Annotated in this window: 12 protein-coding genes; 5 read left to right on the forward strand and 7 right to left on the reverse strand. The window is 40.8% G+C overall.

The annotated features are described in order from the left end of the window. Position 1: 1 nt before the first annotated feature. The 4 genes from EAG18_RS10155 to EAG18_RS10170 are packed head-to-tail and all read right to left on the reverse strand — an operon-like array spanning position 2 to position 2392. A complete protein-coding gene (locus tag EAG18_RS10155) occupies positions 2 to 547 on the reverse strand; it encodes a nitroreductase family protein (RefSeq protein WP_125252272.1) in 546 nt (181 codons plus the stop codon). A 2-nt stretch (positions 548 to 549) separates the two neighbouring features. After that, entirely contained in the window at positions 550 to 1083 is a 534-nt protein-coding gene (locus EAG18_RS10160) for a nitroreductase family protein (RefSeq protein WP_125252273.1), read from the reverse strand. A gap of 4 nt (positions 1084 to 1087) precedes the next feature. After that, complete coding sequence (locus tag EAG18_RS10165; RefSeq protein WP_206644516.1) at positions 1088 to 1540, reverse strand: GNAT family N-acetyltransferase; 453 nt, start codon at positions 1538 to 1540, stop codon at positions 1088 to 1090. A gap of 9 nt (positions 1541 to 1549) precedes the next feature. Continuing rightward, positions 1550 to 2392 (reverse strand): SGNH/GDSL hydrolase family protein, encoded by an 843-nt coding sequence (locus tag EAG18_RS10170; protein WP_125252274.1) that lies wholly within the window; start codon positions 2390 to 2392, stop codon positions 1550 to 1552. A gap of 318 nt (positions 2393 to 2710) precedes the next feature. On the opposite strand from EAG18_RS10170, the gene EAG18_RS10175 reads away from it, so the two are divergent. Both EAG18_RS10175 and EAG18_RS10180 read left to right on the forward strand, forming a co-directional pair. After that, positions 2711 to 3160, forward strand: a complete 450-nt coding sequence (locus EAG18_RS10175; RefSeq protein WP_125252275.1) for a carboxymuconolactone decarboxylase family protein — start codon at positions 2711 to 2713, stop codon at positions 3158 to 3160. Positions 3161 to 3170: 10 nt separating this feature from the next. Beyond that, a complete protein-coding gene (locus tag EAG18_RS10180; protein ID WP_125252276.1) occupies positions 3171 to 4541 on the forward strand; it encodes an aspartate kinase in 1371 nt (456 codons plus the stop codon). Positions 4542 to 4682: 141 nt separating this feature from the next. Here the strand turns inward: EAG18_RS10180 and EAG18_RS10185 are convergent, their stop codons facing one another. Next, complete coding sequence (locus EAG18_RS10185; RefSeq protein WP_125252277.1) at positions 4683 to 5579, reverse strand: LysR family transcriptional regulator; 897 nt, start codon at positions 5577 to 5579, stop codon at positions 4683 to 4685. A 372-nt stretch (positions 5580 to 5951) separates the two neighbouring features. On the opposite strand from EAG18_RS10185, the gene EAG18_RS10190 reads away from it, so the two are divergent. From EAG18_RS10190 to EAG18_RS10200, 3 genes are read left to right on the forward strand one after another with little or no spacing between them, the layout of a single operon-like run. After that, positions 5952 to 7241 (forward strand): 3-dehydroquinate synthase II, encoded by a 1290-nt coding sequence (locus EAG18_RS10190; RefSeq protein WP_125252278.1) that lies wholly within the window; start codon positions 5952 to 5954, stop codon positions 7239 to 7241. A 29-nt stretch (positions 7242 to 7270) separates the two neighbouring features. Continuing rightward, complete coding sequence (locus tag EAG18_RS10195) at positions 7271 to 8104, forward strand: aldolase (RefSeq protein WP_125252279.1); 834 nt, start codon at positions 7271 to 7273, stop codon at positions 8102 to 8104. 10 nt (positions 8105 to 8114) lie between these two features. After that, on the forward strand, positions 8115 to 9761 hold the full coding sequence (locus tag EAG18_RS10200) for a class I adenylate-forming enzyme family protein (RefSeq protein ID WP_125252280.1): 1647 nt from the start codon (positions 8115 to 8117) through the stop codon (positions 9759 to 9761). A 579-nt stretch (positions 9762 to 10340) separates the two neighbouring features. Here the strand turns inward: EAG18_RS10200 and EAG18_RS10205 are convergent. Together EAG18_RS10205 and EAG18_RS10210 are read right to left on the reverse strand one after the other, a co-directional pair. Continuing rightward, positions 10341 to 11231 (reverse strand): EamA family transporter, encoded by an 891-nt coding sequence (locus tag EAG18_RS10205; protein ID WP_125252281.1) that lies wholly within the window; start codon positions 11229 to 11231, stop codon positions 10341 to 10343. Further along, a complete protein-coding gene (locus tag EAG18_RS10210) occupies positions 11232 to 14348 on the reverse strand; it encodes a CusA/CzcA family heavy metal efflux RND transporter (RefSeq protein WP_125252282.1) in 3117 nt (1038 codons plus the stop codon). Position 14349 lies beyond the last annotated feature (1 nt).

The raw sequence follows: 14349 nt of genomic DNA on the forward strand, positions 1-14349 counted from the left end.
CTTACACTAATTCATCAGTAAATAAAACATCTTCGATAGCGAGTTTTGAGCCGCGTGTAAGCGGGGCTTTTTTGCGCTTACCCATCACCACAAAGTTACACAGCACGTAAGACTCTGGCAGCGAGATCAACTCACCAACAGGGCCAAACTGGAAACCTATCATTGGGCATGAGTCATAACCTAAGCTAGCTGCGCCAAGCATCAAGGCTTGTGAATATGCAGCACCATAAAACATCGCTTGCGTTCTTGCGTGCTCTGCTTCTTTAGTTGAAAGCGCTTTAGTATCAATACACACAACCCATAGCTCACTTGCACCGGTGTGTTGTGGCTGCTGAAAGCCGACTTCTTTAATTTGCTCTCTTAATGCCATGTCTGATACACGACAGATCCTAAGTGGTGGCATATTAAAGCCAAGGTCTAACTCCGTAGCGAATGAAAGGATGTGCTTTCTATCACCTTCAGGAATAACAAAGCTTGGTTCAAAGTGCTTGATTGCGCGGCGCTCACGCATGGCAACAGCCAGTCTTTCGTTAGAAAACATATTCATAATTAAAATCCATCTTCAGAGATTAGGTTTAAATCCGGTTGGCATTTAAGTAGTGGCTTGGCTAATGCTTTGTCAAACACCACCACCGCCGACAGCGAATAGGCATCAGATATATTCAATAAATCAGTGACTGAAGATGGACTGTCTATCTCAAGTACACGAGAACCTAACCCCAATTGATGTGCTTTCACCAACATGTTGGTAAATGCAAAGCCATTGGTGCGGTTAACTTCATCACGTCGTGTTACTTCGTTGCTGCTATAAACCATAGTGGCTTTTTGCTGCGACATTTCGACAAATTCATCACTTACGTGCTTGGCAAAATTCGCTGCCTCTTGCCAACTGTTGTTATCACCACAAAGTGCAATAACAAACTCAGGTTCACCTTCATCAGCCCAGTTACCAGCTGCACTAAGTAGTGTTTGTTGCTTATCTTTGTCTTGCACATCAATAAACCTAAAATGCTGCAAGTTGAAAGACGTTGGCGCTAGAAAAGCAGCGCTAATAAGCTGATGTAACGTTTCTTGTCTATCCATCTCATTATCCTTTTAAGAAATAGTTATAATGTTGAAAGCGAGTATCTTTTTCGAAGCCAAATTGCTCGTATAGCTGCGCCGCCGCGGTATTGCTAAACTCAGTTGAGATGCGAATTAACTTCACTTGCAGTTGCTCAGCTTGTTCAACACATTGCTGCAATAACTGTTTTGCAACTCCCTGGCCTCGAGCACGACTGCATACATACAGATCATTAATAAGCCATACATTAGCCATTGAAATGGAAGAAAATGTTGGATAAACCTGTAGGAATCCCAGTTCGCTTTCCTCTGACGTTGCGAGAAAAATAGTTGAGTCTTTTTTCATCAAGCGCTGATGAATAAAGCTCGCAGCACCATCTAGATCGCTATCTTGTTTATAAAACTGACGATATAAATCAAACAAGTTTGCCACTTGGGCATTGTCTTCGAGGCTAGCTACTTTTATGTTAATACTCACGGGCACTCCTTAGCGCTGCATCAAAATGCGATGGAAACCTGCGACAACACTTCTAGCCACCGATTTCTGTCCTTGTAGGCTCCAATGTAAGCCATCTTCAAGGAACATGGCGTCACGCCTTTCACCTGCAAAAATCTCGGTAATATCGATGTGTTTTTCTGGGCGAGTACGGATCAGCTCAGCGGTTTGTAAGATCTGTTGATGACTCCAAGAAGCGTTAAACTTATTCAGTAGCCAATCTTCTTTGATCCAATCTTCTTGAACACCTACAGGAGTGATCCAGATAAACTCTTTTTGCACACAAGATTCAGCACGCGTAGCGATTTCAGACAGGTTATCAATCACCTCTCTAAATCCAGTGCATGACTTTTTGCCATCACCATGAACTCGGCCATCATTGGTACCAATCAAGCAAAATAGGTAATCAGGTTTTACCGCTTCTATTTGAGTTAATGTTGAAAATAGCTGCATTGTGGTATCACCAGACAATGCCGTGTTTACCCAAGTGATATTGGCTTCAGGACGGGCAATCTGAAAACTTTTTTGCAAGATTTCAAACCAAGATTGATAATCATCCGTCAAACTATCACCGATCACTGCAATGGTGGCATTATCTACAAGCGGGATCTGTTGAATGCTTTTTAGGTAATCAGGTTCATTAAGCAGCTCTCGCGCAGCAAGGTTGACGTTAAGTTCAAACTCGTTTCGGATCGCAAGGTAGGTGTCTTGGGGTACACCAAACATTGCTGCTAATACCGCAGGATCATTCGCACCCGACATAAAACTGAAACGTTTTTCCGGATGAAAAAATCGTATAATCCTTTTCGCTTTTTCTAAATCGTCTTGTGACATGGCCACACCCTCAAATAAAATTCAAATCCTCTCGTGTTACAGGGTAATAACCAAATTCCATGCCAAACATCCAACACATTGATAAATATGAATTTTTAAACTTTCACTTAGCTATTCAGTGGCGCGAAGTACTAGATTGATTACATTGGGTACTCAGAGCAAAACATAATTTCACCTTTCTCCATGCTGAAACCATGCCTCCCAGCAAAAACCAACAAAAAACCTATAAATATCATAACAATAGAAAAATAAATTAACCTTGGCTTAAATTTTGCCTTGTTCATTCTGGTTAACATACTAAATGTAAGGAGAACAACCGTGAAAGAAAGAATGACTTATAAAGATATGCCTGAGTTTGTCTTCAATTCTCTTATGAATATGGAGCAGAATATCCAGTCAAGCTCAATTGATAAGAAATTACTACACCTGATCAAATTGTATGCTTCGCAGATTAACGGTTGTGCATTTTGTGTTGATATGCACTTCAAAAATGCGCAAAAAGATGGGCTTGATGTTCATGAATTAATCAATGTGCAAAATTGGAGAGAAACGCCTTACTTTGATGAGAAAGAGCGTGCGGTTTTATTATGGACAGAAACGCTCACTAACATCTCAACAGAACAGGTACCAAACCACGTGTATGAAGAAGTCAGAGCCTATTTCTCAAACAGTGAAATTGGTGAGCTAAGCTTGGCTGTGATCGGTATCAATAGCTGGAACCGCTTGGTATTGTCAATTGGAACTGTTGCAGGAACATATAACGTATAAGGATAATTCCATGAGTGCTTTAAAGGTTGCGAAATTCGGCGGAACAAGTGTAGCTTCTTTTGAATCTATTTTGCAGTGCGCCAATATAGTCAAAAATGATAAATCAGTGAAAGTGGTTGTAGTCAGTGCCCAAGCAGGGATCACTGAAAAACTGGTTGCTTTGACCCGTTCTCGTTCTTTAGAGCACATCAGCTTGATCCATTCTGAGATCACCCAATTTTATGAAAACTTCACACTACCAATGTACGGCTTACCACTGCAACAGGTATGTAATGAAGCGATCTCAATATGGCTTGAACAATTGGCAAGGAAAGCCTCCCGCTTCTTTCACACTCGAAATAACAGCGACTATCACACGATTATTTCGATGGGCGAAATCATTTCCTCAAAGCTAGTCTCAATGATTTTTGCCAGCTGTCGCTTGCAAAATCAAGAGCGCAGTGCGTTAGAACTCATTTCTGTTAGCGGTGATGAGTATGATGACTATCAAGTCGATATTGCATTGTGCACTCAAGCTTGTCAGCAACAACTTGAGTTACTTCCTTCAGAGCAACTTATCGTTACTCAGGGATTTATTGCAAAACACATCGAGACTGACGAGCTCGTTACTTTGGGTCGTGGCGGCAGTGATTTTAGTGCAGCAATCATCGCCCAAGCAAGCCAAGCAACAGAGTTACAAATTTGGACTGATGTCGAAGGTGTATATTCAGGAGATCCGCGTATTATTGCTGATACGTTTGCGATTGAGGAATTAAGCTATCGTGCTACTGCTATGCTGGCAAACTTGGGAGCTAAAGTGCTTCACAGAAAGTCTATTGAACCGGCAATGCAAGGATGTATTCCTATTAAAGTAGCTTCTACTTTTAAACCCTCAGGGAAGCATACGTTGATCCATAATATCAATGAACCAACAGGTGCATACTCTGTCACTTATTTGAATAATGTATCATTATTAACGATCAATCAAAGCGGTCTTGCAGAGCTAACACGGATCCAATTACTACTTGCATTGATCACACAATTGGGACTTCATTTTCAAGTCTGCGAGTTACATGCAAATAGCATTGTGTTGATCACCCAAAATATGGACGAAGCACGCCTCAATGAAATTGATCAATACCTGATCTCTAACGGTTTTGAAGATATTTTGATCCAATGTGAACAAGACTTATCTTTAGCTTCTATCGTGGGTAGCCAATTAAACCAAGCCAACCGTTTTACCACCTACGTAACTAACTTGCTTGATGAGCACCCAGTGATTAGAACCTTTGGCCTTGGTCATGAGAGCGTGATGAGCTTTGTCGTCGAACCTCAACACTTGTTGGCATTGCTACAAGAGCTGCATCTGGCTATCGCCAAAGAAAGCGTGACTCAGCTATAGTAGCCATAAAAGCAGGGGCAATTGCTCCTGCTTCCAATATGTGGTGTAGATTAAATAACCTGAATTAAAGATAATAACTTGCTCTCTAGCGACGGTTATCCCTTACTACTACGTCAAATTTATGTGTAATAGGTTAGCAGGTTAAATGATAAATTGACTTGGTAATTCTTGTTTGAGGAAATTAAAAAACGCCTGAATATTATTTTGAGTAAAATTATCTTTTAAATAAAACACATAAATTTGTGTTCGACCAATATCCGCTTCCCAGTTATCTAAACACTGAACTAAATTACCACTTTGTAAATCTTTTAGTAATGCCCATTCAGGCAATAGAACATACCCAAGCCCCTGCTTAGCCGCTTCAATTAACACCTGGCCACCAGCAGAAATAAGGTTTCCTTTTACATCAACATTAATTTTTTCTCCTTCATGGCAAAAACTCCATTTTACGCCCTTACCATTGCGACATAGTGACAAACAATTGTGTAGCGTCAACTCGTTAGGATGTTTAATGGTACCGTGCTGTTTTAGGTATTCAGGTGATGCACACAACACCATATTATTTTTGAGCAACGGCCTAACAACAAGACGAGAGTCTTTTGGCACGCCCAAACGAATACCTACATCAAAACGTTCTCGATATAAATCGACGACATCATTACTCAGGTCTAACTCCACAGATAAATTAGGATGCTGTTGTAAAAACTTAGGTAATAATGGAGCGATATACTTGAGACCGAATGATTCAAATACTGATATATTAAGCGTACCCTCAACCTCAGAACACTGAGATTGACCTATTGAATTTAAACTTTCAATGTCCTGAATGATTTTAGCAGCCTGTTTATAATACTCTCTTCCTACTTCTGTTAATGCGATAGACCTTGCAGTCCTTTTAAGTAGTTTACCTTTTACTTGATCCTCAAGTTGACTGATCTGACGTGAAATAGATGAAGGGCTAACTCCTAATACATCGGCTGCTTTACTAAAACTTCCACACTCTACGACTTTTAAAAATGTCGATACCTTTTTCAGCATTACTACCACCTGTTGTTATCCATTCCTAATCGAGGAAGATACACCACTTCAAACAAAACAAAAACAATACATTTGTATACATATATGTAAAACACTAAATACATATACCACTTAAAAACAAAAGAAACACAACATTTACATATATAAGCAACCATCCAGACTGCTAAATCAACTAAAAACCTTTAACAATATGTTACATTGTAAATTATCTAATAGATCAGTAACAAAAAAAATACACCATGTACTTTTTTCTATCCCGCCCCTGTTAGACGAACAATCAAGCACATGATTTAAAAGAAGTTTTATTGTGGTTCGTTTCTTGCTCTACCTATGTCGACCAAATCAACTACTCAATAATTTAAGGACAAGAAAATGGAAGCTACCGTCAAAAAAGATGAACAGGTAACTGAACAGTATGAAACAGCTGAAAATATTAATCGCCGTAATGCGATTAAATTAAGCAATATCGGCGAAGGTAAAAATGATAAAAGAGCCGAGCTGAATGGACCTATCATCTGGTTTGATACAAAAAATCTAAAGCAACAGTCTCCGGATGACGACATGTTTGCAAGAATAATTAATTTACAGTATTCAGGTATTATTACTTATTTAAATAATATCGAGAATTTAATTAAGTACATTCCTAACAGAATGTTAGTTATCTTAAAGCTATCTGATAAAAAAGAGCTTGAGCAATTTAAGAAGAGCAAGCTTTGTAAACAGTTTAAAGAAGATAAGTCAAAAAGATTGGTCGTTAGCTACACTGATAACCAGATGATTCTACCTCTAAAAGAAGAGGGCTTTTCAGTATGTTATCACTGTTATGTAGATGACAACGATAGCCTACACAGTTCAGTATATGATGGTTTAAAGGCAGATTATTTAAGTATCCTATTTAAAGATCCAACAAATATTCCACTCGAGCTTGTGATCGCATCTTTGCAAAAAACCAACACTATTCTAATGAAGCAAATCTCATCACCAAGAGATGTTGATGACGCAATTGTTACATTAGGTGTAATGGAATACGGTGCAGAAGGTGTTATTTACTCACCTGAAGAACACTCGTATTTAGACGAGTTTATCTCTCGTATGGAACATCGTGAGCAAGATAATCTGCCTATTCAAGTTGGTACTGTAAAAGCAAGCTACCCGGTAGGTATGGGTTACCGCGCATGTATCGACACTGGTACGTTATTTGATGATGATGAAGGTATGTTAGTTGGCTCAACATCTCAAGGCGGTATTTTATGTTGTCCTGAAGTTTACTTCCTACCATATATGGAGCTACGTCCGTTTAGAGTTAATGCTGGTGCCGTACACAGCTATGTCTATAACACCAACGACAGAACAGATTACATGTCAGAGCTAAAAGCAGGCTCTAATGTCATGCTAGTAAACTCTAAAGGTCGCGTAAGAACTGCACCTGTAGGTCGTGTAAAAATCGAAAAACGCCCACTACGTATTATTGAAGTCGAGTTCCCTAATGGTGAACAAGTGAACGTCATCATGCAGGATGACTGGCATGTTCGTATCTTCTCTGCAGATGCTAAACCACTGAACATTTCTGAACTAAAAGCTGGTGACAAAGTACTGGGCTACACCACTGAAGTTGGTCGTCACGTTGGTATCAAAATAGATGAAAACATCATAGAGAAGTAATCACAGCTCAACTCAAAGGATTAGTCAATATGAGTTATTTTGGAAGAAAGTTACGTTTAAGCAGACTGCTCTATCCAGAGCAATCTGCGGGGCTTATTGTGCCCATTGATCACGGCCTTACTGTAGGTCCTATCAAAGGAATTGAGTCTACTCAAGCAATTCAAAGCTGGGTAAGCAATGCAAATATTAGTGCAATCATCGCGCATAAAGGGATGATTGAGAAGCTAATCTTAGCAGATGCAATCCCCTCCTCAACGGGAGTGATGGTTCACTTGAATGGTATGAATAGCCTATTTGAGGATGCTGATACTAAGCAACTAGTTACTGATTTGGCCTATGCGGTTCAATTGGGAGCAGATGCGGTATCAATCCAGGTTAACTTTACCGAAAGCAACGCTGCACATAATACGCGATTACTTGGCGCTGTTGCTGACAAAGCACACGCCCTTGGGATCCCTTTGCTAAGCATGGTATATGACAAAGCAAATGCTCAAGGTCTTGAGGCTGTTGATCGCATGCGCTCATTTATCCGCATGGGTGTTGAGCTTGGTAGTGATGCACTCAAAATTGGCTTTCCTGAGAAAGATGAGTACCTTCCTGATCTTCTGAGTGCTTCTGACGATGGCACGCCAATATTTTTTGCCGGCGGCGAGAAAGGTGACGAAAATATTCTATTGCATAAGGCACAATCAGCGATGGAATATGGTGCGAAAGGTCTATGTATTGGTAGAGGTGTATTCCAAAGCGATAACAAAGACTTTTTACTCTCTCGCCTCGCAAAAGTATTGCGTAACACTCCTTGCGCTTCACAACCTTCTATGAGCGTTGTGGATGAGCAAGAGTCTGTTAGTTATGCCGGTTAAGGAGTAATCAATGAGCCAAATAGATCCTTTTGAACTTTGCAAATTACTTCAAAATGATCAGTTAGGTGCAGGTAATTTCCTGCACTATTTACTGCGAGAAAACAGCTATAAAGATCATGATTATATCTTTTTAGAGCGACCAATTATTGGTTTTGATAATACGCAAATTTTTAGCTTCTCACATCAGAGTTTGCTTAATACTGCAAAGCAGTGGTCTGCTTTTTATCATGCGCAAGGGGTTACTGCTAAAGATGTAATTGCGGTATTTATTGATGATACGATAGACTATTTCATCCAGTTTATTGCGCTATCAAGCTTAGGTGCGGTTCCAGCACTGATCAACAGTAAGCTTGCACCAAGTATTGCTATTCAGTACATTCAACATATTGAGGCAAAACTTGTGTTAACTACTGAGAATCGCTTGTCAGAGCTCACAGCAATTGATAAACATGATGATATTCAGTTTTTTATCATTGATGAAGTAGTTAAACAAAAAGCGACAACACAATTACCTTCGGTTTATCCTTTTGTACACAATGCGTTAGATCCTGTACTACTAACTCATACCTCTGGTACAACTGGTATTCCAAAGGCCGTTATCGCTGCACATAAACCATATTTTCATGGTATTCGGTTCAGGCTGGGTAATCCAATCGATAACTTAGACCGCTATTTAACGGCGTTGCCACACTCCCATAATTCGGGATTGGCCTATCTAATGGAAGCCAGTATGCGCGGTTGTCCAACTTTGGTACTGAGCGATAAATCACCAAAGAGCTTAGCGGCACAAATTGACAGCTTTAAGCCAAACTTTGTTGTAGCATTTCCAAAGATTTTCGTTGAACTAGTAAGAGATGAGCCCAACCCAGAGTTGCTACAAAGCGTTAATTACTGGCGTAGTACAGGAGATGCTGCACATGAGAGACATGTGAAGCATTTAACTGAATGGGGCAGCCACTTTAACAATGCAGAGCGCAAGCCTGGCTCTGTTTATATTGACGGTTTGGGTTCATCAGAAATGGGATCTTCCCTTTTCACCGTAAATCATTACCGCGGTAAACGCGACTATGACCGTTGCGTTGGCAAGCCACAACCTTGGGTTGATGCTCAGGTATTGGATGACGATGGTAATTTACTTCCTGCAGGTCAAGTTGGCCGGCTCGGGATTAAATCTCCTTCGCTTACACCTGGGTATTGGAATAGTTCGTTGATCAGTGAGAAATCACGTGTCAATGGCTACTGGATCACAGGCGATCTGGTGCGTAAGGATACACTTGGTTATTTCTATCATTTAGATAGGATCACCGACAAAATTGAAACCCAAGATGGAACACTGTATAGCTTATTAACAGAAGAGCTGATCCTCAAACGTTTTGATGAGATCTTTGACTGCTCAATCTATACATACTTAGATGACAAACAAGCAACTAAGGTCGCAATCCGAGTTGATTTGGTCACTGAAAATACGCAAGAATCATACTTGTATGATTTGTTAGCGCAAATAAACACCTGGTTACAAGCGCACAACGTGATGCCGCTCAACAGTATCTCGGTGGTATCCAACGCTAATGCCTATGCGCCAGAAGGGGTAACTGGCAAAGTACTTAAACGTGTACTTCGTCATGACGACCAAAGTGAAATAAAAGTCTTTATTTAATTTTGAGTTCTAACTGCTGAAGCCACAACAAAGCCTACTCTTTGCTGTGGCTTTTTCGCTTATAATATCAGCCTTTAAGCCATCAAAGTTACCCGCGCCCTACATTCACTAAAGTACCTGCACCTATAAAACCTGAGCATCGGATAATTGATACTCTCAGACAGCCCGCTTTAACGGGGGTGTACTTCGGAGTTGAATTCCCGGCTCTTTCTTATATTAGGTAATAGAAAATTCTACTTATGAACTGTTTCATTTTTGGGGGAGTTGCAACTTTTAGAGGTCATTACCCCCTACTTGTAAAGAAAAGTTCGCTTAGATTTAGGGAAGATCAGCCAATTAAACTCAGTACATACTCATGATTAGCCGATAGCCGATTTTATCGAGTAGAGACTACGCGAGTACGGTGCCACTCGCGCCAGCAACGATAAAGTACGAATTAATAAAAAGTAAAAAGCCATTGATGCTTATCGGATCAATGGCTTTTAAAAGATAGCTTGAAAACCTTATTTAACCTGCCTAGCATGCTGTTTCAAAGGTTTTTCATAGTGTGAAAGCTTCATTCAAAGTGAAGGTTGAAACTTATGCTTGTTTTGGTGCTGGCACCAACATGCGATAAAACTTGTTACCGAATAACCCAACGATCAATCCTGTCAAGATCAAGGCAAACGCGATGATCTTTTCCGCATTTATCTCTTCATTAAAGATCACCATTGACCCCATCAATCCAAATAAAGGTACAACCAAAGAGATCGGTGCAACCGTAGAAATAGGATATTGCTTCATTAATGAACTCCAGATCCAGAAGCTAAACAGCGTGGCTGGATATATTTGGAAGAAAATAGAAAATAGCGCCATGCTATTGATATTTTTGGTCATTAATAGCATTGCCTCTGCACCATTGACAAAATAACCTAACAAAAATAGCGGGAAAGCAGAAAACAGACACGCCCACACTACAAATGAAAACACATTGTTCGGTTTCACTTGCTTCACCACTACATTCGTTAACGCCCAACACAGCGCACCCAGTAATACAAAAGCGACACCAAGGTATGAAACACTGCCATCGGTCAAGTTTAATACCAACAGCAAACCTAGCATTGCTAACGAGAAACCTATCCATTGTTGTAATCCAACTTTTTCTTTAAAAAAGATCATCCCAAAGAAGACCGTAAAGAAAGCACTAAACTGTAACAACAAAGAAGCAACACCTGCCGAGACGCCAAGGTAAACCCCTAGATTCACCATTCCCCAAACGCCGGTGCCAAATAACAGCCCATAAAAAGCAATGGCCTTTATTGAGGTATTCGGTCTTTCAATGAAAAAAATCAATGGGATAGCACAAAACAAAAACCTCAGTCCTGCCAGCATGAACGGGTCTAAAGTGTCTAGTCCCAACTTAATAATGGAAAAGTTCCAGCCCCAAATCGCAGTGACGAGAATGGCCAATGCAAAGTCTTTTAGTTTCATTTATTCCTCCAATTTCCTTTGTTTATATCTATATAAAACTAGGTATCCCGCAGGAATAACCAACATAGACATGATTGGGCTGACCAACATTCCACCTATCATTGGCGCAGCAATTTTCTGCATAATTTGATCCCCACTACCCATACTAAACATAATAGGGATCAACCCCGCAACAATAGTGAAGACGGTCATCGCTTTTGGCCGTATACGCAATAATGCACCTTCTCGAACAGCTTCAACCAGATTACTTTGCTCGGCGCGAGCCTGATTTAAATACAAGGTGATCACCACACCAAACTCAGCTGCAACACCGCCTAGTGCAATCATTCCGACAACGACCGCACCAGATATTGGATAACCACAAAAGTAAACAAACCAAAGTGCACCTGAAATTGCGATAGGCAATGTACAGAGCACCAGCAAAGCCTGCGCGCTCGAACGAAACGCAATGTAAAGCAACACGAAGATAACCAATACCGTCAGAGGGATAACTTCTAGTAACTTTTTCTCTAGTCGTTCAATATGCTCGTATTGGCCTGTAAACGTGTATGTATAACGTTCAGGTAAATCAATGTTACTTGCCAATAGAGCACTTGCTTCATCGACATAATCGCTAATAGCAACGTCCGGGGTAACAGAAATAAACACCCATGCGCTCATTAAGCCATTTTCACTTTTTATTACCGCAGGTCCGTCTTTGACCTCAATGCTTGCAACCTGCCCGAGAGTCACCCAAGCCCCAGTTGGAGTCAGAAATGGCACCGTTTCTAGGGCATCTATATTATCTCTATAGACTCTTGGGTATCTCAGATTAATTGGAAAACGCGTACGTCCATCGACTACTTCTGAAACATTTGCGCCTCCTAAGGCAAATTTAACGACATCTTGAATATCTGAGATCATTAAGCCATATTTCGCAGCTTCGACTCTATTTGGCTCAATATCTATATACCTGCCAGATTGAGTACGTTCGGCATACACAGATCCTGTGCTTTCAAGCTGATTGAGTAGCCCTTCTATCTGCTCACCAAGCGCGGTAAGCTCGGTCAAACTCTCACCGGATATTTTTATACCAAGCTGAGTTTTCACGCCAGTAGACAACATATCAATTCTAGTTTTAATCGGTTGTACCCAAGTGTTTGTCACGCCAGGCAACTTAACTTTGCTCTCCAGCTCTGCAATGATCTTTTCAAGTGTCATACCTGCACGCCATTGCTCTACAGGTTTTAGTTGAATTGTCGTTTCTAGCATAGTGAGTGGTGCAGGATCGGTTGCGGTATCTGCACGGCCAACTTTACCGAAAACAGACTCAACCTCAGGGACAGTTTTTATCAGTTGATCTGTTTTTTGTAAGATAGATCCCGCTTCGGCGATAGATACCCCTGGTAATGTCGAGGGCATGTACAGTAAGTCTCCCTCGTATAGATCAGGCATAAATTCGCTATCCATTTTCATCAATGGATAGACCATTGATACTGCTACCACTCCGCCAATAAACATCACAAGCTTGGGAGATGCCAAAGCAAAATTAATAAACGGCGTATAACCGCGGATCAGTATGGCATTCAGTGGATTGCGAGTTTCATCTGGGATCTGCCCTTTGATCAACAAGCTCATTAATACCGGCACCAAAGTGACGCTGAGCAATGCGGTTGCTGCCATCACAAATGTTTTCGTCAGTGCCAATGGCGTAAATAGTTTCCCTTCTTGACCTTCTAAGGCAAACACCGGAAAAAAACCAATTGTAATAATCAGTAGTGAAATAAATAAAACAGGCCCGACTTCTGTCGCTGCGGTTTCAATTATTTTGTATTTCTCTCGATTTGAAGGTTGTATGCCTGTACGCTTTTGATGATTTAATAGATGTCTATTCACATTTTCAACCATCACAATGGCCGAATCGACCAAGGCACCTACGGCAATCGCGATCCCGCCAAGGCTCATTATATTTGCATTTAATCCTGACCACTGCATCGCTAAAAAGCCAATTAATAACGAAAAGGGAATAGACAGCACCACTACTAAGGTCGAGCGGATGTGTAGTAAAAAGGCAAAACAAACAACCGCGACTACAGCCATTTCTATAAGTATTTTGGATTGTAAATTATCGACCGAGGCTGTGATTAACTTGCTTCTGTCATACACCACTTCAAACTCAACGCCATCAGGTAACGCTGAGCTTAACTGTGCAATCTTTGCTTTTACATGATTGATGGTCGTTAAGGCATTTTCACCATCTCGCATGATAACAATACCACCAACCACTTCCCCTAGCCCGTTAAGATCTGCAATTCCTCTGCGCAACTGTGGACCTGTTTTTATCGTGGCCACATGCTTCAAAGTCAGCGGCATACCTTCATCATTTACAATGCCCAATGCAATGTTATCGAAATCATCTAATGTGCTTAAATATCCTCGGCCGCGGATCATGTATTCCGCCTCAGCGATCTCCATCACAGAGCCACCCTGCTCACTGTTGGCATTATGAATTGCACTTCTTACTTGCGCTATGGTGAGCCCATATTGCATCAATTTAAGTGGATCAAGCACAACTTGATAGGTCTTTTCCATGCCACCAACGGTGGCAACTTCACTTACACCAGGCACAGATTGCAGTTCAAATTTTAAAAACCAATCTTGCAACTCTCTCATTTCACTAAGGTCACGAGAGTTTGTTGTGTCTTTTAGTACATATTGAAAGATCCAACCTACACCTGAAGCATCAGGCCCCATACTAGGTTTTGCAGCGTCAGGTAAAATGGCTTCTGCACGGCTTAAATATTCCTGTACCCGCGTTCTTGCCCAATAAGGATCCGTTCCATCTTCAAAGATCACATAGACATAGGAGTCACCGAAGAATGACCATCCCCTTACAGCCTTCACTTTAGCCACAGACAGTAACCAAGTTGACAGTGGATAAGTCACTTGTTGCTCAACAATTTCGGATGCTTGACCTGGATAGGAAGTTTTAATGATGACTTGAACATCAGTAAGGTCAGGGATTGCGTCCAATGGGATTTTATCTAGTGCACGAAAGCCCATTAAGCCCAGCCCCAAGAACACCAGCATAACAAGAAATTTATTTTTTAAACTTTGAATTATTATTTGCGCTAACATG

Origin of the sequence: Pseudoalteromonas sp. J010 (genome assembly GCF_003934235.1) — a bacterium.
Classification (GTDB): Bacteria; Pseudomonadota; Gammaproteobacteria; order Enterobacterales; family Alteromonadaceae; genus Pseudoalteromonas; species Pseudoalteromonas peptidolytica.

What these genes read in the sequence shown, in the direction of transcription:
- EAG18_RS10160 (WP_125252273.1), bottom strand. Translation starts at nt 1,083, where the DNA reads ATGGATAGACAAGAAACGTTACATCAGCTTATTAGCGCTGCTTTTCTA.
- EAG18_RS10155 (WP_125252272.1), bottom strand. Translation starts at nt 547, where the DNA reads ATGAATATGTTTTCTAACGAAAGACTGGCTGTTGCCATGCGTGAGCGC.
- EAG18_RS10170 (WP_125252274.1), bottom strand. Translation starts at nt 2,392, where the DNA reads ATGTCACAAGACGATTTAGAAAAAGCGAAAAGGATTATACGATTTTTT.
- EAG18_RS10200 (WP_125252280.1), top strand. Translation starts at nt 8,115, where the DNA reads ATGAGCCAAATAGATCCTTTTGAACTTTGCAAATTACTTCAAAATGAT.
- EAG18_RS10190 (WP_125252278.1), top strand. Translation starts at nt 5,952, where the DNA reads ATGGAAGCTACCGTCAAAAAAGATGAACAGGTAACTGAACAGTATGAA.
- EAG18_RS10210 (WP_125252282.1), bottom strand. Translation starts at nt 14,348, where the DNA reads ATGTTAGCGCAAATAATAATTCAAAGTTTAAAAAATAAATTTCTTGTT.
- EAG18_RS10205 (WP_125252281.1), bottom strand. Translation starts at nt 11,231, where the DNA reads ATGAAACTAAAAGACTTTGCATTGGCCATTCTCGTCACTGCGATTTGG.
- EAG18_RS10195 (WP_125252279.1), top strand. Translation starts at nt 7,271, where the DNA reads ATGAGTTATTTTGGAAGAAAGTTACGTTTAAGCAGACTGCTCTATCCA.
- EAG18_RS10180 (WP_125252276.1), top strand. Translation starts at nt 3,171, where the DNA reads ATGAGTGCTTTAAAGGTTGCGAAATTCGGCGGAACAAGTGTAGCTTCT.
- EAG18_RS10185 (WP_125252277.1), bottom strand. Translation starts at nt 5,579, where the DNA reads ATGCTGAAAAAGGTATCGACATTTTTAAAAGTCGTAGAGTGTGGAAGT.